Source organism: Acinetobacter sp. 1542444, from assembly GCF_000581835.1.
GTDB lineage: Bacteria > Pseudomonadota > Gammaproteobacteria > Pseudomonadales > Moraxellaceae > Acinetobacter > Acinetobacter pittii.
This window is the reverse complement of sequence record NZ_JEYA01000001.1, coordinates 615,422-638,924: the sequence shown is the minus strand read 5'-3', so window position 1 is coordinate 638,924 and position 23,503 is coordinate 615,422. Positions and strand designations below refer to the sequence as shown.

Genomic DNA, 23,503 nt, shown 5'->3' with positions numbered 1-23,503 from the left:
TTTTATGGCAGTTTAAAAGATTTTTATTCGGTATATAGATTGAGCTCAACACTACTGATATCGACTCCGGTATTTGCAAAAATAATATCAGTAACCTCATGAAGTAATTCTTTAACTTTGTCATGTTCAAAGTTCAAGGCTTCAGAGGTTTTGAGCGAAATGAGGTTACAACTCATCTTGTCTTTTCTAAGCTTATAAATACTTTTGCTTTTTCCTAAAAACACCCTTTTGATGAGTTTACGGTTTTCAAATTCCGACAAGATTCGATAAATCGTTCCTAGCGTTATTTTATGTTCATTTTTAATTTGCGTATAAATACTCACAGCACTTAAGCCTTGTGGATTTTGATTTAAAATTTCAAAAACCTGTATTCTCGATTTTTTTATGGGTAGTCCATTTAATAATGATTTTGAAGTTGCTGTCATGATTAATTAACCTTAATGTTGAAAAAATATAGAAATTTTTTAAAATTATTTTGTCTATACTTACTTGAAAATTATGGAAATGATTTGATGTATAAATCAGAGCTTATTACCCTATAAATAAGCTTTGAGCTGATTATAAGTTTCTGAATAATTTAATATTATTCCTACCTCACTATCTACATGTACGCGCTTGGTGAATAAAAGCATTCTTGAGCTGAACCATATGGCGACCCTCTTCATTAAGTCATTTTCCGACCTTATTCTATATAATGATTAACATATGATAAATATTATCATTTGTGTTTAGCGGTGTATCATATACATATAAGTTTTAATATTCAATATTAAGTAATTATCAAATACATAATGATAACCATTATATATTACTAAATAAGTATTCATTTCCACCCATATAAAAAGCAGATCGATGATCTGCTTTTTATATTTTAAATAGAATAAGTTAAATGACTATTATGCTAAAGATAGTACATCTTGTTCTTGCATCCATGCATGAATCACTTGTTGTGTTGTCATGACTTGAGCGCATCGTGTACTAGCATATTTTAACGCCATATCGTGCTCTTCTCGGCTAAAGTCAGCTAGTGCATCACCACATAAGAATGGCTGTATGTTTAGCATAAATGCTTCCGCAGCACTCATTAAACAACCAATATGTGCATATACACCACAGATAATGAGTTGATCGCGACCAGACTCCCGCATGAGTTGTTCGAGAGGTGAAAATTTAAAAACACTATATCTCCACTTGGTAAGAACCGTATCATTTTTTTGAGGTGAAATTTTTGGCAAAATCTGCGTAAAGCTCGGCTCGTTCTTTAAACCAGGTCCCCAAAAATCAGTTAATAATTGTCGATGTTCAGGTGATTGATTGCCGGGTTGTGCTGTATAAACAACGGGAATATTAGATTGATGAGCGGCGTCAATTAATGCTTTGGTGTTTTTAATGAGTTCTGGAATAGGTTCTTGAGTCAAGTCATAGAAATCTAAAAAATATTGCTGCATATCATGAACCAATAAAACAGCTCGATTGGTATGCAATGGCCAATTTGTTTTGTTGGGAGTAAATTCATGGGCTTGGGGCATACTATAACTTGCAATCTTTGGAATACTCATTAGTATTTTCCTTTTCTATTTTTCAAAATATTTTTTAATTTCAGATGGTTGTTGTGCTGAAGTAATCTTTAAACCCCAAGTGTCGCTCCCCCATCTACCACTATTTCTTGCATCGTAATTTGGGCAGCTTGGTCCGAAAGTAAAAAGATCACGGTATTGGCAATATCATCTGGTTGCGCGAGTTTTCTTAAGGGAATACCTGTTCGGTACTGACTCAAATCACCATCAATTACTGCAGGTGGAGGTGTATTATCAGTCCAGAGTTGTTGCTGCATTTGAGTGAGAGTAGATCCTGGTGAAACAATATTTAGCCTGACTTGATAAGGTGCAATTTCAAGTGCCAGATTGCGACAAAAATGACTCAGTGCGGCCTTAGTGGTGGCGTACATACCAAGTTGCATACGCGGCATGCGTGCACTATTTGAACTAATAGTGACAATACTGCCCTGCCTTTTTGCACAAAAATGTTTAGCAACTTGTTGGCTAATCGCAATAGGTGCCATGACATTGACCGCAAAAAGTGTTTCCCAATCTTCCGTTTTGGCTTCAAGCATGGAGCGCATAATTAATACTCCTGCTGCATTTACTAACCCCGTAATTTCGTATCTTTCTAAAAGCTCTGAAATTAAAGTTTGTGTTTCTTGTTGGTGGGTAATGTCTTGTGAGATGCCTTGCCATTGTGAAGTTTGATCTGGCGTTATTGTTTTGCTGATATCCCATTGTTTAGGATTTTCTTGTCGGTCAATACCAATAACATGATAGCCCTGATCTAGTAGTTGCTTGGCAATAGCCGCTCCTATCCCTCTTGCAGCACCTGTGACCACGATGGTAGAGCGCATGTGGATACTCCAATTTATATTATAAAGAAATCTATAAATATAATTGCAAATAATTATCATTCTTATCAAGAGCAAATTAAGATAAAAGATTAATTTATGATCTTATACAAATGAGTTAGAGCTTAAAATTATAAATTAAGATATTGTTTTATATGTATTTTATAGAATTTAGGGATCAAAAATATTTTATTATTAATAATCATTTTCAATAAGGTGGCTTTTGATTTATTCGGCTAATATCAGATTTATGGTTTATCAAACCTAGTAACTTTTTAGGGTTCAATCTCCAGCAGGCTCAGAATGAGTCCTCGATAACTCGGACTTTCATAAGTTTGGAAATGCGTATAAAAAATGAAAAATTATAGAATCCACATTGTTTCAGTCAGTTGTTTAATCTCTTGAATATCATGACTCACATAAATCATTGGAATTTTTATTTCCTCTTTTACTTTCTGAAAAAAAGGAATAATTTCAGCTTTATGATTCGCATCTAATGCTGATAAAGGCTCATCAAGCAGTAACAGCTTAGGTGAATATAACAATGCTCGACCTAGTGCCACGCGCTGCTTTTCCCCACCTGAAAGTTTGATAGGCATACGTTGTAATAAATGCCCTAGCTTTAATAATTCAATAATGTAATCTGCTTCAAAGTGACGTTCTTGTTGGGACAGGTGCTTAAGACCAAATAATAAATTCTGCTTTACCGTTTTATGCGGAAAAAGCTGAGCATCTTGAAAAACCAATCCAACATGCCGCTTTTGGGTACTCAAGTTAATGTTTTGATCTGAATCAAACCATGTTTGATCCTGTATTTTAATGAGCCCACTACGCGGTGTGTTCAGCCCTGCAATGGCATGTAAAATCGATGTTTTACCTGAACCCGATGCACCGAATAAGCCAATAACAGCAGCATCTGACTGGAAACTAGGTTCAATATGAAATTGGCCCATTTGTAGCTCAAAACGGCAATCAATCAACATAATTTTACCGCCCTAAGCGCTTCTTTTGATAACGATGAAACCACTGTGCAAACCATAGCGCTAAAAAAGCCACACTCAACGATAAAACAATAAGCCGTTGAATAGCGGCCTCGGTATCGGGTTGTTGCATTAAGCTATACATGGCTAGAGGCAAAGTCCGTGTTTCATTTGCAATATTACCTACAAAGGTAATGGTGGCCCCAAACTCCCCTAAACTACGGCAAAAACATAAAATAGCTCCAATTAAAATGCCACTGCTGGCAAGAGGCAAAGTGACATGAAAAAATGCCCCTAAAGATGAAGCTCCTAATGTCTTTGCTGCCATTTCTAAACGCTGATCGACCAACTCAATTGCTAAACGAATAGACTGCACCAAAAGCGGAAAACCCATCACTGCCGAAGCAAGAACAGCGCCTTTCCAGTTAAATGCAAAATCAATTCCGATCGGTGCCAAATATTGCCCAATAATGCCGCGACTGCCAAAAACTTGTAAAAGCAAATAACCAGGTACAACTGGCGGTAGCACTAAAGGTAAAAACACCAATGTTTCAATAAATGACTTACCCCAAAACTCTTTACGTGCCAAAAACCATCCCACACAAATTGCAGGAATAATACTGACCACAAGACAACTTGCTGCCACCTTACAAGAAAGTAGCAGAACGCTGAGCTCTTCTGGGGTTAAAGAAAACATCATGGCTTGACTGGAGCCAACATACTAAAGCCATATTTTTTAAAGACTACTTTGGCTTGATTGCTTTGTAAAAATTGATAGAACGTTGTTGAGTTTGGGTTCTTTTTAATCAACCCTACAGGATAAATAATTGGCGAATGTGTATTTTCCGGAAATACACCAACTACTTTTACGTCTTTACTAATCGCTGCATCGGTTGCATAGACAATACCGACCTGACATTCACCACGCGCAACAAAGTTTAATGCCGCCCGAACATCTTCTGTTTCGACTAATTTTGGCTCAATACGACTCCACCAACCTAAATTAGTAAAAGCTTGTTTAGCATATTTTCCTACAGGCACACCTTTGGTATCCCCTGTACAAACCTTTCCTATAAACACTTTATTTGGATCGGTAGTTTTATCTAGTTTTATATTTAGTGACTGCCCTTTAGGGGTAATTAGAACCAAACGGTTACCTAATAAATTTATACGGTTATTTGCTGCAACTCGTTTTTTATTTTGCAGATAATCCATCCACTGAGTATCTGCTGAAATAAAAATATCTGCGGGTGCCCCAGCTTCAATTTGTTTAGCTAAGGTCGATGATCCTGCATAAGAAGTTTTAACTTCTACTTTATTCTGTTTTTCGTAAATTTTTTCTAAATCGTTAATTGCATTCGTTAAGCTTGCTGCTGCATAAACGGTAACCGATTCAGCCTTGGCTGAGATATTAAAGACCAATCCGATGCTGAGGACTGAACAGGCTAAAGCCAATTTTTTTATCTTCGTATCACTTACCATTATTTTTACCTTTTTGTCGTTTTTGCAGCGATATATACCCAAGAATATAGCGCTACACGAAGATTATGAAAAGCATAATTCGTTAAATATAGATGACTGTAATGCAGCAGTGCTTTTTCAGCATGTACTTTGGATTAAGCAAAAGCTATACCAAATTAAAAGATTTCATGCCTAAGCAATCTTTTATCTTAACCTTTTAAATAGCTACTCATAATTTGATAATCATGTTCTAAGGCTTGTCGAGCATTGATTTCCATTTGGCGGTAATGTTGTAAGACTTTCTGGCCCAAAGCTGTGACAGCTGCCCCACCACCATGTGTTCCGCCTGTTTGCGTTTCCACTAAAGCTGTTTCAAAGCATTGATTCATGGTGTCGACTAACTGCCATGCACGGCGGTAGCTCATATTCATAGATTTTGCGGCTTGTGAGATCGAACCAGTTCTCTCAATTGCTTCAAGTAAGTCTGCTTTACCCGGACCAAATGCAATATTTTGCTCTAAAAGAATTCTAATTTGTAATTTTAAGTTTTGTTCTTTCATAGACTTAGTTCACAAAATTTCATTTTATGCTCCTTAACATTATAAGGAACTTTGATAGGTTAAAACACATAGAATTTTTAAATCTATACTCTTTCCTAAAAAGAGTTCGATCAAAAAATCAAAACTGCACAAAGTGGATAAAGATCTGGAAAAAACGGATAGAGGCTAAGGCCTAATCGCGGTTCAATCAGTTAAAAGCTGATTGATTGGAGGATTGAGCAATGACCTCATCTAATTTAAAACAATGGAATGATTTTATAGATGGATGTATCGACTTCCGTCCTAACGATGGCGTGTTTCGTATTGCACGTAATATGTTTACCGAGCCTGAACTATTTGACTTGGAAATGGAACTTATTTTTGAAAAGGTTTGGATTTATGCATGTCACGAAAGTGAGATTCCAAACAATCATGATTTCCTAACAGTTCAAATTGGTCGCCAACCGATTATTGTGAGCCGTGATGGTAAGGGCGAATTACACGCGATGGTCAATGCTTGTGAGCATCGTGGAGCGACTTTAACACGCGTTGCTAAAGGCAACCAGTCAACCTTTACATGTCCGTTCCATGCTTGGTGTTATAAGTCAGATGGCCGCTTGGTGAAAGTCAAAGCACCTAGCGAGTACTGTGAAGATTTTGATAAATCAAGCCGAGGCTTAAAACAAGGCCGTATTGCCAGCTACCGTGGATTTGTATTTGTAAGCCTCGATACTCAAGCAACAGATTCTCTAGAAGACTTTTTGGGCGATGCAAAACTGTTCCTTGATTTAATGGTTAATCAGTCGCCAACAGGTGAACTCGAAGTACTTCAAGGCAAGTCATCTTATACATTTGCAGGTAACTGGAAGCTACAAAATGAAAATGGCCTAGATGGTTACCATGTCAGTACCGTTCACTATAACTATGTCTCTACAGTCCAACACCGTCAGCAAGTCAATGCATCAAAAGGTGAAGAACTCGATACGCTTGACTATAGCAAGTTAGGTGCCGGTGACTCAGAAACTGACGATGGCTGGTTTAGTTTCAAAAATGGTCATAGCGTGCTGTTTAGTGACATGCCGAACCCAACTGTTCGTCCGGGCTACAGCACAGTTATGCCGTATATGGTCGAAAAATATGGTGACAAATATGCCGAATGGGCAATGCATCGTTTAAGAAACTTGAACTTGTACCCTAGCCTATTTTTTATGGACCAAATTAGTTCACAGCTTCGTATTGTTCGTCCTGTCGCTTGGAATAAAACCGAAGTCATCAGTCAATGTATTGGTGTTAAAGGTGAATCTGCTGAAGCGCGCCGTAACCGTATTCGCCAGTTTGAAGATTTCTTTAATGTGTCGGGCCTTGGTACACCAGACGATTTAGTTGAATTCCGTGAACAGCAAAAGGGTTTCCAAGCACGACTTGAACGTTGGAGCGATATTTCGCGTGGTTGTCAGTCTTGGGAATATGGCGCAACTAAAAACTCACAAGATTTAGGCATTCAACCCGTCATTACTGGCCGAGAGTTTACCCACGAAGGACTCTATGTAAATCAACATGGACACTGGCAACGCCTAATGCTCGACGGCTTAAATAAAAAAGCGCTAAAAATGCAAGATATTACTTTTGAAAACAATGCCCTAATGGATGAGGTGTAACCATGTCACAAGAACTACATTTTGCTGTATCTCAGTTTTTGTACAAAAAAGCAGAACTTTGTGACGCTTATGACTGGGATGCCTACCTAGAGCTTTACGATGAAGATAGTGAATATCATATTCCACAGTGGATTGATGACCATAACTATGTTCAAGATCCAAATCAGGGTTTGTCTTATATCTATTATGCAGACCGTACTGGACTTGAAGACCGTGTATTCCGTATTCGTACAGGAAAAGCTGCTTCTGCAACACCGTTACCACGTACGTTACACAGCATGAATAACATTCGAGTTAAAACATTGGATGATGGATTAATTGAAGCAAAAGTTGCATGGCAAACGCTTTATAACCGTCAAGGCTTAGAAGGCTGTTTTTACGGACACGCTACTTATCTTTTACGCCAAACAGCAGATGGTTTCCGCATTCGTCGTCAGCACAGCATTTTGCTGAATGACAAAATTGATTCCGTTTTAGACTTCTATCACGTTTAAGGGGAATGAAAATGGGACATTCAGTTGCACTTAACTTTGCCGATGGCAAAACCTTTTTCATTTCGGTAAATAACGACGAATTGTTGCTTGATGCAGCAGTTCGCCAAGGAATTAACCTACCGCTAGACTGTCGTGAAGGTGTTTGTGGTACCTGTCAGGGTCAGTGTGAAACTGGTATTTATGAACAAGAATATGTTGATGAAGATGCATTAAGTGAGCGTGATTTGGCTGAGCGTAAAATGTTAGCCTGCCAGACACGTGTGAAATCAGATGCAGCTTTTTATTTCGATCACGATTCAGCAATTTGCAATGCTGGTGATACCTTAAAAATTGAAACCAAAGTGACTGCGGTTGAGCTGGTTTCTGAAACAACAGCAATCTTACATCTTGATGCGAGCAGTCATGCTGAACAGCTTCAGTTTTTACCGGGTCAATATGCTCGTTTGCAAATACCGAATACTGAAGATTGGCGTTCTTATTCTTTTGCAAATAGACCAAATGCAACCAATCAACTACAGTTTTTAATTCGTCTCTTGCCAGACGGTGTGATGAGTAATTACCTGCGTGACCGTTGTCAGGTTGGACAAAGCCTACTTATTGAAGCGCCGCTTGGTAGTTTCTACTTACGTGAAGTAGAACGACCACTGGTTTTTGTGGCGGGTGGAACAGGTTTATCAGCTTTCTTGGGAATGCTAGATAACTTGGTGGATCAACCGAACTCACCTGCCGTTCAGTTGTATTACGGCGTAAATAATGAAACCGATTTATGTGAACAACAACGTTTACATGCCTATGCTGAACAGCTACCCAACTTTAGTTATCCCCCGATTGTGACTAAGGCAACGGAAGCTTGGCAAGGTAAAGCAGGCTATATTCACGAGCACTTAAATAAAGATCAACTGGCTGAGCAGGCTTTTGATATGTATTTATGTGGCCCACCACCAATGATTGAAGCCGTTAAAAATTGGTTGGATGAGCAAGCTTTGCAAAACTATCGTATCTATAGCGAGAAGTTTTTACAAAGCAATACCTCACGTTAAAAGTATAAATAGCTTAAAAACTACTAGACGTGAAATGATTCAATATACTCTGCAAGGGGTATATTGAATTTTTGCATTTAAATTAAAAGTTTTTATATATCAATAATATAAAATAATTAATTCCGACAAAATAAATTGACCAGCTCACTCGGATTTGCTATAAATTTTGATAGATCTTAAGGAATAAGATCATGATGAGATTAACTTATAGCACCTTTTATATCCCCTTATTCTATTTCTCGAATGTATTAAATTGAAGGATAAAATCCGACTTAAAAATTTGAGAAAATCACATTAATTAACGGATAAATTGGTCTGTATTTTGCTTATATCTCATTGTAATTTGCGAGTAACTTAATTTTTTTAAGTGCCGTATTTACGTGTTGCAAAGCTAAGGTTTCACATATTTTGCACAGTAAATACAGGAGTGAGCCAAAAGGGATAAATATGAACCAAGCCAACTCCCCAGAACTCAGTGGGCGTCATTTTCAAAATGAGTCTATCTTTACCAATCATAATCTGGTGTTTGATCACCACGATTTAAGCGAAACTTGCCGAAATGTCGGGCAAATTTTTAAACCGCATGATCTTAAAATCTCTCAGCAGAAGCGAGATTTCAGTGCAACCATGCACCATGTTAAAACAGGCGCACTGTCTATTAGTCGCTTGGAATATGGTGCGGATGTCATTATTGAACCAGATCACCTTGATAACTTTTACTTAATTCAAATTCCAACTCAAGGCTACGCAGAAATTGAGTTTGGTTCGCAAAAGTTTATTTCTTATTCTCAAGTTGCTTCTCTTATTTCACCTCAGCAATCTTTACGTATGCGCTGGCACGCGAACTCACCACAGCTCATTTTAAAAGTTTCAAAGGATGATTTTACTTACCATTGCCGTCAACATATTGCTGATTCAGAAAATAACTTACTTGTTTTTGACCCAAAATTAGACTTTGCTACACAAAGTGGAGCCTACTTTTTACAGCTCGTTAGAACATTGATGGATGCTTTGGGCTGTGAACAACATCCACTCCATCATCCTTTAGCCTTTAAACAGTTTGAGTCAAATCTATTTAATGCGCTCATTTATGGCCAACCCAATAATGCATTACATAAAATAGATCAGTATAAAGAAAAAACAGTCTCTCCTTATTTTGTGAAGCGTACAGAAGCCTACATAAAAGAACATTTACACGAGCCGCTTAACGTCGAAATTCTGGCCGAGCATGCAGGCGTGAGCGTAAGAACCCTATTTACTGGTTTTAAAAACTATTTGGGGACAACCCCAATGTCTTATTTAAAAGAATTACGCTTTGAACAAGCTCATTTAGAGCTGATGCATAATGAAAATCTATCGGTTACTGACGTTGCATTTAAATGGGGATTTACTCACTTAGGCCGTTTTTCTCAAGAATATAAACGCCGCTATGGGGAGTTACCTTCGTCTACTCGTCGATCTGGTCACAGTGAAGGTTCAGGCTTAATTACTTCAATTTTTTCTTAAGTTTAAAATAGACGAAAGCCTTTTATATTGATTGATATAAAAGGCTTTTTTTATAATTTAAAAATGATGGACATAACGAACTTGTAGTCGTGTTCCCTCTGGGCGGTTTTCAGCATCTTGCTCAAAATAAGCATTTGCAACTAAATGGTCATTTTTAGAAAAACTATACATCGCACCGGGGCCAATAGCCCACACTTGTTCACGTCGGCCTTTGACTTTTTCACCATCCACTTCAGTATCTGTCACTTGTTTTAGCCAATAGCCATTTAGTCCTAAGCGGAACTGTTCGGTAATGGCATAGTCTGTTGCAAAGTTTGCATGAATTGCTTGCCCAGCTTGCATATCATTTGCTCCAGCAAAAGCAGAGCTTGGGTCATGATTTTTAAAGTTATAGAGATAATGGATGCGTGTTGAAGCGGTCCATTTGGGATTAAACCAATATGTGGCAGCCCAATAAGGATCAAATGAAACAGCGTTATTACCTGGATTAATATCTTTTTGTTGATCGTATTCGCCAGTAGGTAAATTCACCTGAAACTCAAAACGATGTACAAATTTCGGCCCATGTGCACCCATGACTGGATCGAACTGAATAAAAGGTCCAATCATAATGTCCCCAAAGCCACTTTGGGCTTTAATGGCAGCATTATTCAAGCCATCATCCATGTCCATTTTACTGACAAAAGGAATTAGAAAATTTATACCTAAACTGGCTTTATCTTTTACTCGGATATTCGATAAATAACTAATCTGCTCAACCAATACTTGATAATTTAAATCTGTTTTAGGTAAACCTAATTTTTGTCCATTGGCATCGACCAGTTTATTGCTATCGTAATTTTGAAAATAGGTTTGAGCATACCAGCCAGGCCCTGCGGGTAATCCGCCATCGAGAAAGCTGGTCATGCCTAAATTTGCGGTCGGTAAATCATAGGCATGTGTAACCAATGGCAAACCCAACAATGTCCCTGCTAAAAATCCATGTTTAATTAAAGTGCTTTTCATCTTCTTATTTCCTATAAAAAATCACGACCGGATTGATCGTGATTATGGTGAATTAACCTGCTAATTCTGGATGCTCAGCGGCAATCCGATACTTTCCTGCGTGGAATACCAATGGTTCACCTTGGCGCTGTTGGTATTGTTCAATTTGACCAATAAAAATCAGGTGATCTCCGCCTTCATATTGATTTACATTGCGGCAAACCAAAGTTGCGAGTGCATCGGATAAAATTGGAACGCCAGCATTGCATTGTTGATGGGCAATGCCTGCAAATTTGTCTTCGGCACCTCGAGCAAAATGCCCCGAAAGCTGATGATGCTCTTGCGCCAACATGTGGATGGCAAAATATTCAGCTTCTACAAAATCAGACAAACTTGGCGCTGTTTTTGATAGACTCCACAAAATTAATGGCGGATCTAAAGACAGAGATGAAAACGAATTGGCGGTCATGCCTATTTTCCGACCATCTTTACCACGAGTTGTAATCACGGTAACGCCAGTTGCGAATTGCCCAAGTAAATTACGGATTTCTCTTGGGTTCTCCGCATTAATCGCTTGTAAAGCTAAAGTTTCAATTGTGTCCATTTTTAATTCTCCCTTTGCTGTTTTGCCCTTAAGCTACTTTTGCTCTGGTTTTTGAGTCCAAGAATGCTTGAGCTTGATCTGCATCAAACCACCAAGGGGCAAAAGAGCGCGGGTCATCAAAGTTATTGGCCATAATTGAAGCAATGCTCTGGTTTTGGCTTGCTGCTGCTAGTAGTTCAACGACATGAGGCTCTGGTGGTAATAACAAGCTATTGGTCCAAGCCACGACTTTTTCTGCATAAGCCCAATAACGTTCAAAGGTTTGAACCATCCATTGTTCGCTAAAGCTTTGATTATCATTAGCCAAGATGGCATCGAAATAGATTTTGCTACACTTAGCAGCGTTGTTTGAGCCTTGACCAGTAATCGGGTCATTCACCACCAAGGCATCTGCCATACCAAAAATTTTCTTGCCAGAGGGTAAGGTTAAAACGGGTTTACGTACTGTCGGCGGGAAACGTCCTGCTAAATATCCACCAGCATCAGTTAACTCAACATTCGCGCAGCGTTCATATTCCCAAGGCACAAATTTCTTGAGTAAATCCAAACTGCATTGCAGATGCTGTTCAGGTGTTTTGACATCTTGCCAGCAATCCATTGGCCCATTTGGAATACCTTCAAACACCATAATGTCGCAAGGACCATTTACTGTAAGTGCTGGAAATGAAAAGTATTCACCCACTTCTGGAATAATATTAAAAGTCACACGAGAGTATGGCGAAATTGGCTTCATGTTTTTGACATAGGTCAACGCCAAAGCGCGCTGAGGTTTATCAAAAAGACTACGTGCATCATCACGCTCAAACTGTTTAACAACCTCACCTTTACCAGCAGCGAGTAATACAAGCTCATAGTCGTTTGCAAGTTGTTCTAACTCTTCTATTCCCACATCCTGAATTACCAATCGACCACCACGGCGTTCAAACTCTTCCATCCAATATGGCATTTTGACGCGTTGATCGACCGATTGAGCGTAGCGCTCAAGACGAGCGCTCCATTCAAATGCTTTACCACCATTTTCAGGATTAACTAAAGCTAGCCCAATGCCTTCTACGGCTGGACATTGTTCTTCCCAGAAATTTAGTCCCAAGTCACGTTCAGTTTGTAAAGCGGTATGAAACATACACTGGCTTGACATGACTTTACCTTGACGGATTTCATCAGCAGTTCGGTTGGTAATCATGGTTACGTCGTAACCTGTATCTAATAACCCCAAACCAAGCTGTAAACCAGACTGTCCTGCTCCAACAATTGCAATACGGCGCATAATATTCTCCATAATTTTCTAAATGTGCTTTTAAAACGCTGTGCTATTCGGCTAAACGCGGAATAGCGGGCTGTGATCCTTCAGGGCCCATCACTGAATAGCCACCGTCGACCGCATAATCTGCTCCGGTGACAAAGCTCGCAGCAGGTGACAATAAAAACAAAACAACATTGGCGACTTCTTCGGGATGACCCAATCGGCCTAGCAAGTGATAATCGGCTGCCACGCTATCGGCTTTTTCACGGTTATTGCCACTGACTTCTGCAATGACACGAGACCATGTCCAACCTGGAGAAACCGAATTGACGCGAATACCATCGGCAGCAAAATCCATTGCCATGCTTTGTGTGAGTTGACGTATCGCGGCCTTAGAAACCGGATATAACCAGCGTCCTATTTGTGCCACTTTGGCTGAAATGGAAGTAAAGTTAACAATTGAACCTTGCTGCTTTTTTAGGTCATGGTATAAGGCACGGCTCAGCTCAACTGTAGAGACCAAATTAATATCGAGTGCTTGTAACCAGTCCTGACGTGAAGATTTAAAACCGTCATCTAAGTAGGTACATGCCAAATTCACCAAGTAGCTCACTTCACCTAAATGTTGGTGAATATCTGCCACAGCTTGTTGAATAGCCACATCGCTGGTTAAATCGGTTTGAATAAACATCACATCATGGTTAAAGCTTTCTGCAATCGCTTTGCCTTTGGCATCAATATCTAAGATAGCGACATGAGCACCTGCACTTACCAAAGCTTGTACAACAGCTTTACCAATCATTGTTGCACCGCCACTCACCACAGCGACTTTTCCTTTTAAATCTATATTCATTGCAGATCCTCCTTAATTAACTGGTTTGCCTTCACTACTTGACCAAGATGGCATCAACGTATTTGAAGGAAGATCTTCATCAAGAAGTTTTCGTGCGGTCTCGACACCTGCAACTGGTAAGCCTGTTGGGTCTAATAAACCAATTTGAACGAGCACCGACGCTTGGTCCCAATAAATATGCTCATGGCATAACTTTGAACCTCTGAACTGAATTACACCTAACATTGGAATTTCTACATATTTACCAGTCGGTTTTACCCCCGGTAATAACCAGTCAATTTCTGCATCGTGGGTAAAGCTCATAATGAACTCATCTACCACTTGCGTTGAGCCAACAGTACGAGAGATTGAAGTAATCTTCATATCTTTCGGGTTTTGGTGAACAAAGTGATATTGATAAAAACGGGCAAGCTGGCTTTGGCCTACACCACCAGTCAAAGTTGGAATATGATTGACATAAGGTTCTGCGACCATTGTTGCCATGGTTGCTGGTACGTCACGCGTATCAAACTCATGACGAATATGCTCTTCCCATAGCGCGACTAAGTCATATTTCGGTCCAATCGTGTCATGTAGAGCTGTTACTGTACGCTCGTGGGCAAAGCGTGCTGAAGGTTTGTGATAATGATTGCTTTTAGGGCGTGCAAAAGCATGATCAACACCTTCATAAACATAAGTTTGTACATTTGAATATTGGTTGGCTGCATCGACAATCGCTTGTCTCGCATCTGGCGGTGTAAATTGGTCCAGTTCTGCAATATGCAAAACCAAATGACCCTTTACGTTAGCTAACTCATCTAACGCTTTTTCAATGCCTACACCGTAATAACCTACGGCACATGCCACTTCCGAAAGTCGACAACCTGCCAGATACGCAAGCTTTCCACCTAAACAATAGCCAACCACTCCGAGACCTGTAGAGGTATCACATTCTGGTCGTGTCTTTAAAAAAGCTAAGCTGTCTTGAATATCTTCAACACCGAGGTTTTCATCATATTGCTGATAAAGTTCAAAAGCTTTTTGAAAGTCATCTGGTGTATAACCGAGTTCAATATTAGGTGCTACACGCCAAAATAGATCAGGAACCAAAACGGTATAGCCTTCTTCTGCAAGAAATTCTGCTTTTTCTCGCATGGCTGCATTAACCCCAAAGATTTCCTGACAAAGCACCACTCCAGGTCCTTTTCCTGTTTCTGGTGTCGCTAGATACGCACTGAACTGCTTTCCAGATGCAGTTTTAATTTGAACGGTTTGACCAGCCATAGTGTCAACTCCTGACATTGTTATGGCTTTATCTTCTATCCGAATTTTTTTTTAGACTGTCCAAAAGCTGCAAGCACTATCCAATCTCTGCGTAATTATCAAAATCAATCAAACTGGATAAAAATTAAAAAAATAAGAAACACCTATATTTCAAAAGTTTAAATTAAAAAATTAAATTAATGCTTTTTATCTAATTTGGAAAAAATGGATGAAGATTAGGACTTATTGGATAGTGACGATTGGCTAAAAATAGTTCAATCAAGTCATGTAATCCGTTTGATTACATAAAAAAAGCCCAGTCATTTTCTAAATTAAGGCGTTTATTTATGCATCGACCATGGCCACTTTATGGACAACAAAAAACGTTAATGCTCATCAATATTTTATGTTGTAGTGCATTTTCTACTCAGGCTTATTCAGCGGATGAAGAATGGAAATTTACATCAAAAAATGCATATATAGACAGAAACTATGACAATCCAGATGTAAAAGACACAGGTAGCTGGTCACAATCAGTTTCTCTATTTTACAACTCAAATATGCATGATACGCCGTTAGAAATTGGAGGAACCCCGATTCAAATTGGCGCAAATGCTTCAGCACAATATGCAGTTCGTTTAAGCCAAGATAAACATGTTGCAGATACGGTATTACCTTTTGATAAAGCCACGCAATCACAAGCACCTGATTATCTAAAATATGGCGCAACCTTAAAGTTAGGCTATAACAAAACGCTACTAAGCATTGGTGAATTATGGCTGGATTTACCCGTAACCACTGTAGATGCAAGCCGACAACTCCTGACGTCTTATTGGGGAGCTAATCTTAAGAGCCAGCTAAACAATAAGCTTTTTGCAGAAATTGGCCGTATTGAAAAAGTATCACCGCGAAATGAAGAAGACTTTCATCGATTTTCTTTTACTTCAAAAGGTGTGACTGGTTACTCCGACGGCCTTAACTATATAGATCTTCGCTATCAATTTACGCCTACGCTGAAGGGTGAATATTACTTCGGAAATATGGAGGATTTATATAACAAGCATTATGTCGGCGTTGACCATATATGGAAAAATTCTAATTTTTCAGTTAATTCAAAATTCAAATATTTCAATGCCAAAGATAATGGAAATCTTTTTGACATCGACGCACAAAACGTAGGGTTACTAGAAACACTTAAAGTAAAAAATCACAGCTTTGGTGTGGGTTATCAGCAAATTATTGGTGAGTCTGCTTACCCGTTACCAGATGGTTTCTTGCCTGAAACTTATTTCATTAACTGGAACACGACTGGTTTCTTCAAACAAGATGAAAAGTCCTATCACTTCATCTATGGCTATGACTTTAAAGATCATGTGCCGGGTCTAAATACCACTTTCAAATATGTATATGGCGATCACTTCAAAACAGCAGATGGCTTAAAAAATAAAGAAAGTGAAGCAAACGTTATTGTCAATTATGCCCTTCAACAGCCATTCCTCAAAGGCTTAGCTCTTCAGTACATCTTCATCAATTACGACGTTAAACATGGAAACGATTTCTCTGAAAACCGTTTCTTCGTCAATTACAGCAAAAAATTTTAATGAATAAGGAATACATATGAAAACGATAGATGCAAACACGATTATCAACCGTGAGAAACTGTCTCCACTACAGTGGATGGTTTTTATCCTAGGCTTTTTTGTCTTTTTCTGTGATGGTCTAGATACAGGAATTATTGGTTTTGTTGCTCCAGCATTGCTCGATGATTGGGGAATTACCAAGCCTCAGCTTGCTCCAGTTTTAAGTGCTGCTTTAGTCGGTATGTCGATCGGTGCAATTATTTCTGGGCCTCTGTCCGATAAGTTTGGCCGCAAAGGCGTTATTGTTTTTACAAGCCTTTTATTTTCCATATTTACGATTTTGTGTGGCTTTGCCAATTCAACCCAAGACTTAATGATTTATCGCTTTATTACAGGTGTTGGTTTAGGTGCAGCCATGCCAAACATCAGTACCATTGTGTCTGAATATATGCCTGTAAAACGTAAAGCATTCCTAACAGGCCTTGCTGGCTGTGGTTTCATGCTCGGTATTTCTTGCGGCGGTGTGCTATCAGCTTATCTATTAGAAAGTTATGGCTGGGCTAAAGTGATTATTATTGGCGGAAGTATTCCCCTAATTTTAGTGATTGCTTTATTACTTAAATTACCTGAATCAACTCAATACTTAATTACACGTCATAAACAAGACAAAGCTCAGCGTATATTAGAAAATATTCAAGGACATTCCTTCCAAGAGCCAGTAAAACTTGTTTTAACTCAAGCAGAAAATGCTTCAGATGAAAATCCGATTAAAGTGGTTTTAGGAAAATACCTGTGGGGTTCAAGCATGCTTTGGCTCTGCTGCTTTACCAGTCTGTTGGTGTTTTATCTTTTAACAAGCTGGATGCCAACGATTTTAAAAACAGCAGGTTTTAGTACTCAACAGTTTAGTTTAATTGCTGCGATTTTCCCTTTTGGTGGTGTAATTGGTGCAACTATTATGGGATGGTACATGGATAAACTTAATCCAACTACAGTGATTAAATATTCATATCTCATCGCTTTTGGACTATTCATTATTGCTGGTCTAGTGAGCTCAAATATTTTCTTGTTAGGTCTTACTATCTTCTTAATTGGTGCATTACTCGCTGGTGCACAGTCTTCATTACTGCCACTTGCAGCTATGTTCTATCCAGCAGTTTGCCGCGCGGTTGGTGTTTCATGGATGCATGGTATTGGTCGTATCGGTGCAATTTTAGGTGCTTTCTTTGGCTCACTCATTTTTACTTTTAACCTAAGCTTAAGCGGTATTTTCTTTATTCTTGCATTACCAACCTTCATCTCATTTATTGCACTTAGCCTGAAAGTAATTTATGAGAAATCTAAAAACAAACAAGTGTTAAAGCTCGAAGAAAGTCTATAAATATTAGGCAATAAATAAAAAACTGATTTAGTTGCCTAAATCAGTTTTTTATTGCGAAAAATTAAATATTAGAAAATTTTCCCTTTAGTCTCACTTGGATTTTCTCCAAATTCTTCACGATACTCTTGAGAAAAACGACTTAAATGGTTAAAGCCCCAGTCATAGGCAAGCTTTGAAATAGAAACCTTTCTATCTGCTCCGGTAGTGCTCAAAATCTTATAAATTTGTTGGAGACGATATTTTTTTAAATACGACATTGGGCTGGTGCCATAGTATTGTTGAAATTCATCATACAATTTTGATTTTGAAACCCCTGCAAGACGCTGCAAGTCTTCTGCACAGATTTCTTCATGCGCATGTTCAATAATAAAATTACGAACCTTACGGATATAAGCTGGTTCATCTTGATGTGAGAGTGACTTTAAGGCTTCAGAGTAGTTATTTTCTTGAGACAATAGTAAGGCTTTAATTACAAAATTTTCATAGTCTTCAGATAACATCTGCAAACCATAAAAATTACTATATTGCGATTTTAGCTGTAAAAAATTCTGAATATTCTTCCACCATGCACCAATCAGTTGCTCCGAGTCCAGATGCATTTCAGGGTTAAAAATGATAGGCGTTTCTATAGGTTTATTCAGTAGATCTGCAAGGACAATCTGCATACTTCGCTCAGGAATAACCACCTGAAATTTTCTGCAATCTTTATCAATAATCAAATCTTGTTGATCGTTATTTGAAACGATAAGGCCTCTGTTTTCATCAGACTGATAATGAGCGCCACGAATGTTGAGAGCTTGTCGACCTTGTATAGGCAAACTAATGCTATACGCTTTTAAATTTGAGATGTTAATGGCAACGTTTGCACCATAACTGATTGTACCAATTGCCATTTTTTTATTAGGCAAACGCATTCCGTCATAGTGAAAATCGAGAGTGTCTTTGTAAATTGTATCTAAACGGTGTTCACCACAAATTGTGGACATCAGATTCTGCGCAAATTCAGCCTTGCGTGAATAATGATTGAGTTCCGTCTGTTGGCTGAGTGATATCATATCCTTTTCACCTAGCTAAATAACTTATTGCTTAAAAAGCAACTTGTATGCCAATTAATATCCTTTAATTGACGAATTTTCCTGAAAATACCGAATCAAGAAAGAGAGTAAAGATTACTTTCTCATACTCTATTAGATTTTAAAAATGGAAATAAGTTAAATACCTTTAAAGTATAATTTCATACTTTAATAAACTTATTTTATTAGATTTTTTATAAGCAAATAGAGTAGAGATAAATCATTATTTTGAACAGCAGACTATCATAAATTTTTAACGAATAAAAAAACCGCCTATTTTAAATAAGCGGCTTTTATAAAATACTTAAATTATTGAGCGGTGTAACCACCATCCATAACAACAGCTTGGCCTGTTACCCCACCTGCTTTGCTACTCGCAAGGAAAATCGCATAGTCAGCAATTTCTTCAACAGAGAGCAAACGCTTTTGAGGAACCATTGCCAAAATCACATCTTCAAGTGCGCTGTCTAAACTTACATTACGGGTTTTAGCCAAATCTGCAATTTGCCCACGAACCAACGGTGTATCTACATAACCCGGGCATAGAGCATTTACCGTAACACCATCGCGTGCACATTCTAATGCCGCAACTTTTGTTAGGCCAATTACGCCGTGTTTAGCACTGTTATAACCTGCCTTTCCAGCGAAACCAATCAAGCCATTAATTGAGGCCATATTAATAATACGACCATATTTTTGAGCTTTCATAATTGGAAAAACATGTTTAATACCAATAAACGCCCCAGTTAACATGACTTGAACTAACTTTTGAAAAACAGCCGTTGGAAATTCTTCAATAGGTGCAACATGTTGGAAACCAGCATTATTAATTAAGATATCAACCGTACCAAAGGTCTTTTGAGTAAGCTCAATGGCTTGTTTATAAGCGTCTTCATCGGTCACATCACATGGTGCAGATAATGCGTCAAAACCTTGCTCTTTAAGTGAGTGCGCCGTTTCTTGGCACTTTTCGGCATTCATATCAGAAATAACAACTTTGGCACCTTCTTGAGCAAATTTCTTAGCAATCTCTAGACCGATACCACTTGCAGAACCTGTAATAAAAGCGACCTTACCGTCTAAAAGTTTTGTCATTTATTTACTCCTTAATACTTATAACGCGCTGATTTAAACAATACCCGTTACGGTAAAGACTGTAATTACCACAAATACCGCTAACGTTTTGATTACCGTGACTGCAAAAATATCTTTATACGACTGTTTATGAGTTAACCCAGTAACAGCGAGTAAAGTAATAACAGCACCATTATGCGGAAGTGTATCCATACCACCCGATGCCATCGCAACCACACGGTGCATGACTTCTGGTGGAATACCCGCAGCTAAAATCGCGGCGTTATATTGTTCAGCCATCGCACTTAAAGCGATACTCATACCACCAGAAGCTGAACCGGTAATACCTGCTAAAACGGTTGTCGTCACAGCCCCATTGACTAATGGATTTGTGAAGGTACTACTCATTGCATGGCTAATCAGAGCAAAGCCCGGTAATGACGCAATAATTGCACCGAAACCATACTCAGAAGCCGTATTCATCACTGCTAAAAGTGAGCCGCCAATACTGGCATTAATGCCTTCTTTGAAGTTCGTCACTACACGCTGATAATCAAACAAAATTGCAGAAATAATCCCGACAATAAGCGCAAGGCCCACCGCCCAGATCGCACCAGTTTTCGCAACATCCACGGTGTAATCCGCTAGACCGACAGTGGCAAAATCAAAACCATTTGGATACCACTCTTTGATTGCTTTAGACAAATATTTGTTCATTACTGCAACAAGAATAAGGGGTACAAACGCTAAGAACTGACGAGCGGTACTTCCATTCTTTTGCAAGTTCATATCGACTTCAATTTCTTGTTGAGGCTGCGTATTGTCTACACCAAAACCAGAGTACCCCTCACCAGCTTTTGCAGCTGCACGGCGGCGCCATTCTAAGTAAGCCAAACCCATGCATAGAACAAAAATAGCACCAATAATTCCTAGAAATGGTGCGGCATAAATATTGGTGCCAAAGAAAGTAGTTGGAATTACGTTCTGGATTTGTGGCGTACCCGGTAATGCATCCATGGTAAATGTAAATGCACCAAGCGCGATGGTTCCCGGAATTAAACGTTTTGGAATATTAGCTTGTCTAAATAGCTGGTTTGCAAAAGGATAAATGGCAAATACAGCAACAAATAAACTTACACCACTGTAGGTCAAAATTGCACCTAAAAGTACAACGGTTAAAATTGACTTTTTCGCCCCAATCCATCTTACAATGGTTCGTGCAATAGATTCAGCAATTCCTGACATTTCAACGACTTTACCGAAAATTGCCCCGAGTAAAAATACAAGAAAGTAATCTTTAATAAAGTTCACCATTTTGGGCATAAATACACCCGAATAAAATGGTAAGACATTGGCTGGGTTAATGAGTAAAACAGCGAGTAAGGCACAAATTGGTGCCATGAGAATAACTGAAAAACCTTTGTAAGCTGTATACATCAACAGCCCAAGCGAAAGTAGAATTACAAATAATTCCCACATATATTCTTTCTCCCTAAAGAATAGATATTAGGTTCAATAAAATTACCAAAAGATATTTAGGTTATCCCAAACCTAAAATGATAAAAATCACAGTATCTATGAGTGGTAATAGGTAAATGAGCTTAAAAATAAAATATCACTAAAATATTTAAAAACAATGCAATTTATTTAAATTTTAAAATACCAATAAAATACAATAACTTATTTTCTTTAGGTGGTAAAATACCATCATTTTAAAGCCTTTATTTTTTAATAAAACTTATTAATTGTTGAGTAAATTAAATTAATATCTCTATATTATTTAATAAAGACAATTAAATAATATATTTTTTAAATTAATTTGATAAATATAATTCATCTTATTCTTTTGAAATATTGCGCAGATAATTTTCTATCTTTATTTGAATAAAGCAATTTGAAGCTTAATCATCAAAAGATTAGAACAGGAATATAGAGTCGTGTTTTTAATATTCTCATCGTTACTCGAAAACGGCGCTTGTTTATTAAAGATAACTTCTACTTCTGTCACTAGAGCTAGACATGTAATGAATACTATTACATGTCTACTGATAGAATTTATAATTTAGATTTTTCACTAGTATATAAGTTATGAATAAAAGAAATATTTTGTTCACTCTTAAAACTGGATTGATCATCCTACTTAATGGATGTACCGATACTTCTCTGGTTCAAAATAAGGTTATTGTTCCAAAAATTGGTTATCTGGTAATGCTGATAATGCAAGCTATAGTGAGGCACAAATCAAGATTGAAGGCTCTTGTGTTTATTTAATGAATACAAATGATCGAGTGATTCCTATTTTTGCAACTAAAGATGCTCATTGGGATAGCAATAAATATCTTTTAATTGTTGACTCAAAAGAATATAAAGATGGTGACACGATTGCTTATGGCAGCGGAGAAGCTTATCCCATTAATTTGAACAACTACAAATGGATAATTAAACCTGATACTACATGTGATTTAAGTAAAGGCATTATTATCAATCAATTTATAGAACCTCTTACTAAAAAGTAAAGAAAAAAGCCCCTATATGAAAATTCAACTCTTAGCCTCTTTAACTGCTTTTAGCCTAACATCTTGCATGGTAAAGCCTACTATAACTAACCATGAAGAGGTTTCTATTCAACCGATACTTATTACAAGCAATACGAAAAGTAATATTTCAATGATGGCTTCAGCACATAGAAAGCTTATAGCAGATAAAAATGGATGTATCAGACTGGGTGATGAAAAAGGTCCGTTGATTATTTGGCCTTATGGCAGCAAATTTATAAAGTGGTATCTATATTTCTTTAACACATTTTAGTGAAGCTGCCTTTAAGTCGTTATCAGCTTTATAAATCATATTCGAATTAGAGGCACTTAAAATTGTTCTAGCTTCGAGTATATCTTTGTTAAGAAACTTAACTTCTAAAACCATACCATTTTGAAGATAAATTATATTATTGAAATACTTAACTTTATTGAATACTACATGTCCACTAGTATCGTCGCAAAGTATTCCATTACCATCTGCGTCAAGTTTTATGGTTGATATGCTTGGGCCGATTGAAATCGTCCATACCCCTGACACTAAAGGTATAGAAGGCTGTATTTCGCTAAATTTATTATTAGTCATTTGGGTAGTTGGGCTTACACATCCACTTAATGAAAAAATTAAGCTTAATGAAATTATCTTTTTCATGAAAGTACTCCTTTTAATTATGACTAAAACTTAACAGTTCAGAAAATAAAAAACTATCAGTTCATATAGCGCCCTACCCCATACACACTAGACCTGATTGAACCAATATGAGATGTTTGATATGCATCAATACCTACAATAGAGACCACAAAAGATTGCACGACCTCCATAGTGATTTTCTTTACCTTATCTTCTACTTATTTTGCCACA

The 23,503-nt window shown here is 37.8% G+C and carries 24 protein-coding genes and 1 pseudogene; 7 read left to right on the top strand and 18 right to left on the bottom strand.

The genetic code is table 11. The features are described 5' to 3' along the window. Positions 1-23 precede the first annotated feature (23 nt). The 7 genes from J580_RS07430 to J580_RS07400 all read right to left on the bottom strand — a co-directional run bounded on the left by J580_RS07430 (position 24) and on the right by J580_RS07400 (position 5,396). Positions 24-425 carry a transcriptional repressor gene (locus J580_RS07430; protein WP_005069251.1) on the bottom strand — a complete coding sequence of 134 codons (402 nt, stop codon included), beginning with the start codon at positions 423-425 and terminating at the stop codon, positions 24-26. Between the two features lie 471 nt (positions 426-896). Beyond that, a complete protein-coding gene (locus tag J580_RS07425; RefSeq protein WP_032003629.1) occupies positions 897-1,559 on the bottom strand; it encodes an isochorismatase family protein in 663 nt (220 codons plus the stop codon). Between the two features lie 68 nt (positions 1,560-1,627). Continuing rightward, entirely contained in the window at positions 1,628-2,398 is a 771-nt protein-coding gene (locus tag J580_RS07420) for an SDR family oxidoreductase (RefSeq protein ID WP_002113769.1), read from the bottom strand. Between the two features lie 359 nt (positions 2,399-2,757). Next, complete coding sequence (locus tag J580_RS07415) at positions 2,758-3,378, bottom strand: ATP-binding cassette domain-containing protein (RefSeq protein ID WP_032003628.1); 621 nt, start codon at positions 3,376-3,378, stop codon at positions 2,758-2,760. Between the two features lie 4 nt (positions 3,379-3,382). Continuing rightward, complete coding sequence (gene modB / locus J580_RS07410) at positions 3,383-4,075, bottom strand: molybdate ABC transporter permease subunit (protein ID WP_032003627.1); 693 nt, start codon at positions 4,073-4,075, stop codon at positions 3,383-3,385. After that, complete coding sequence (gene modA / locus J580_RS07405) at positions 4,072-4,857, bottom strand: molybdate ABC transporter substrate-binding protein (protein WP_032003626.1); 786 nt, start codon at positions 4,855-4,857, stop codon at positions 4,072-4,074. The genes modB and modA overlap by 4 nt, the downstream gene beginning before the upstream one ends. Before the next feature lie 188 nt (positions 4,858-5,045). Then, positions 5,046-5,396: a winged helix-turn-helix domain-containing protein gene (locus J580_RS07400; protein WP_000664122.1), complete on the bottom strand. Its 351-nt coding sequence runs from the start codon at positions 5,394-5,396 to the stop codon at positions 5,046-5,048. Between the two features lie 221 nt (positions 5,397-5,617). On the opposite strand from J580_RS07400, the gene antA reads away from it, so the two are divergent. The 4 genes from antA to J580_RS07380 all read left to right on the top strand — a co-directional run bounded on the left by antA (position 5,618) and on the right by J580_RS07380 (position 10,073). Next, entirely contained in the window at positions 5,618-7,033 is a 1,416-nt protein-coding gene (gene antA / locus J580_RS07395) for an anthranilate 1,2-dioxygenase large subunit (protein ID WP_017403214.1), read from the top strand. 2 nt (positions 7,034-7,035) lie between these two features. After that, the gene (gene antB / locus J580_RS07390) at positions 7,036-7,527 is read left to right on the top strand and encodes an anthranilate 1,2-dioxygenase small subunit (protein ID WP_002113729.1); all 492 of its coding nucleotides are present in this window, start codon (positions 7,036-7,038) and stop codon (positions 7,525-7,527) included. Positions 7,528-7,532: 5 nt separating this feature from the next. Beyond that, entirely contained in the window at positions 7,533-8,567 is a 1,035-nt protein-coding gene (gene antC, locus J580_RS07385; protein ID WP_081403556.1) for an anthranilate 1,2-dioxygenase electron transfer component AntC, read from the top strand. 447 nt (positions 8,568-9,014) lie between these two features. Then, positions 9,015-10,073 (top strand): AraC family transcriptional regulator, encoded by a 1,059-nt coding sequence (locus J580_RS07380; protein ID WP_032003624.1) that lies wholly within the window; start codon positions 9,015-9,017, stop codon positions 10,071-10,073. Positions 10,074-10,130: 57 nt separating this feature from the next. On the opposite strand, the gene J580_RS07375 is transcribed toward J580_RS07380, so the two are convergent. Genes J580_RS07375 through J580_RS07355 form a run of 5 tightly spaced genes read right to left on the bottom strand, consistent with a single transcriptional unit; the run spans position 10,131 to position 15,020 of the window. Beyond that, positions 10,131-11,078 (bottom strand): SphA family protein, encoded by a 948-nt coding sequence (locus J580_RS07375; protein ID WP_032003623.1) that lies wholly within the window; start codon positions 11,076-11,078, stop codon positions 10,131-10,133. A 52-nt stretch (positions 11,079-11,130) separates the two neighbouring features. Further along, positions 11,131-11,661, bottom strand: a complete 531-nt coding sequence (locus J580_RS07370) for a flavin reductase family protein (RefSeq protein ID WP_032003622.1) — start codon at positions 11,659-11,661, stop codon at positions 11,131-11,133. A gap of 28 nt (positions 11,662-11,689) precedes the next feature. Further along, a complete protein-coding gene (locus J580_RS07365) occupies positions 11,690-12,928 on the bottom strand; it encodes a styrene monooxygenase/indole monooxygenase family protein (protein ID WP_032003621.1) in 1,239 nt (412 codons plus the stop codon). Positions 12,929-12,971: 43 nt separating this feature from the next. After that, the gene (locus J580_RS07360; protein ID WP_032003620.1) at positions 12,972-13,757 is read right to left on the bottom strand and encodes an SDR family oxidoreductase; all 786 of its coding nucleotides are present in this window, start codon (positions 13,755-13,757) and stop codon (positions 12,972-12,974) included. 12 nt (positions 13,758-13,769) lie between these two features. After that, a complete protein-coding gene (locus J580_RS07355) occupies positions 13,770-15,020 on the bottom strand; it encodes a dienelactone hydrolase family protein (protein WP_032003619.1) in 1,251 nt (416 codons plus the stop codon). A gap of 368 nt (positions 15,021-15,388) precedes the next feature. Here J580_RS07355 and J580_RS07350 point away from each other — a divergent pair, with 368 nt between their 5' ends. Both J580_RS07350 and J580_RS07345 read left to right on the top strand, forming a co-directional pair. Next, a complete protein-coding gene (locus J580_RS07350) occupies positions 15,389-16,600 on the top strand; it encodes an OprD family outer membrane porin (protein ID WP_228131059.1) in 1,212 nt (403 codons plus the stop codon). 16 nt (positions 16,601-16,616) lie between these two features. Then, positions 16,617-17,960 carry an MFS transporter gene (locus J580_RS07345; protein WP_032003617.1) on the top strand — a complete coding sequence of 448 codons (1,344 nt, stop codon included), beginning with the start codon at positions 16,617-16,619 and terminating at the stop codon, positions 17,958-17,960. A gap of 68 nt (positions 17,961-18,028) precedes the next feature. On the opposite strand, the gene J580_RS07340 is transcribed toward J580_RS07345, so the two are convergent. The 4 genes from J580_RS07340 to J580_RS22940 form a co-directional block, all read right to left on the bottom strand. Then, positions 18,029-19,015 (bottom strand): AraC family transcriptional regulator, encoded by a 987-nt coding sequence (locus J580_RS07340; protein ID WP_017481170.1) that lies wholly within the window; start codon positions 19,013-19,015, stop codon positions 18,029-18,031. A 327-nt stretch (positions 19,016-19,342) separates the two neighbouring features. Next, entirely contained in the window at positions 19,343-20,128 is a 786-nt protein-coding gene (locus J580_RS07335) for a 3-hydroxybutyrate dehydrogenase (protein ID WP_032003616.1), read from the bottom strand. A 33-nt stretch (positions 20,129-20,161) separates the two neighbouring features. Beyond that, positions 20,162-21,586: a GntP family permease gene (locus J580_RS07330; RefSeq protein ID WP_032003615.1), complete on the bottom strand. Its 1,425-nt coding sequence runs from the start codon at positions 21,584-21,586 to the stop codon at positions 20,162-20,164. A gap of 397 nt (positions 21,587-21,983) precedes the next feature. Next, on the bottom strand, positions 21,984-22,115 hold the full coding sequence (locus tag J580_RS22940; protein WP_014206704.1) for a hypothetical protein: 132 nt from the start codon (positions 22,113-22,115) through the stop codon (positions 21,984-21,986). Positions 22,116-22,195: 80 nt separating this feature from the next. On the opposite strand from J580_RS22940, the pseudogene J580_RS0103980 reads away from it, so the two are divergent. Continuing rightward, positions 22,196-22,623: pseudogene (locus tag J580_RS0103980) on the top strand (hypothetical protein). A gap of 268 nt (positions 22,624-22,891) precedes the next feature. Here the strand turns inward: J580_RS0103980 and J580_RS23970 are convergent. Together J580_RS23970 and J580_RS23510 are read right to left on the bottom strand one after the other, a co-directional pair. Next, positions 22,892-23,293, bottom strand: coding sequence for a J517_1871 family lipoprotein (locus tag J580_RS23970; RefSeq protein WP_017403212.1), 402 nt, complete (start codon positions 23,291-23,293; stop codon positions 22,892-22,894). A 56-nt stretch (positions 23,294-23,349) separates the two neighbouring features. Further along, positions 23,350-23,463, bottom strand: a complete 114-nt coding sequence (locus J580_RS23510; protein WP_014206701.1) for a hypothetical protein — start codon at positions 23,461-23,463, stop codon at positions 23,350-23,352. Positions 23,464-23,503 lie beyond the last annotated feature (40 nt).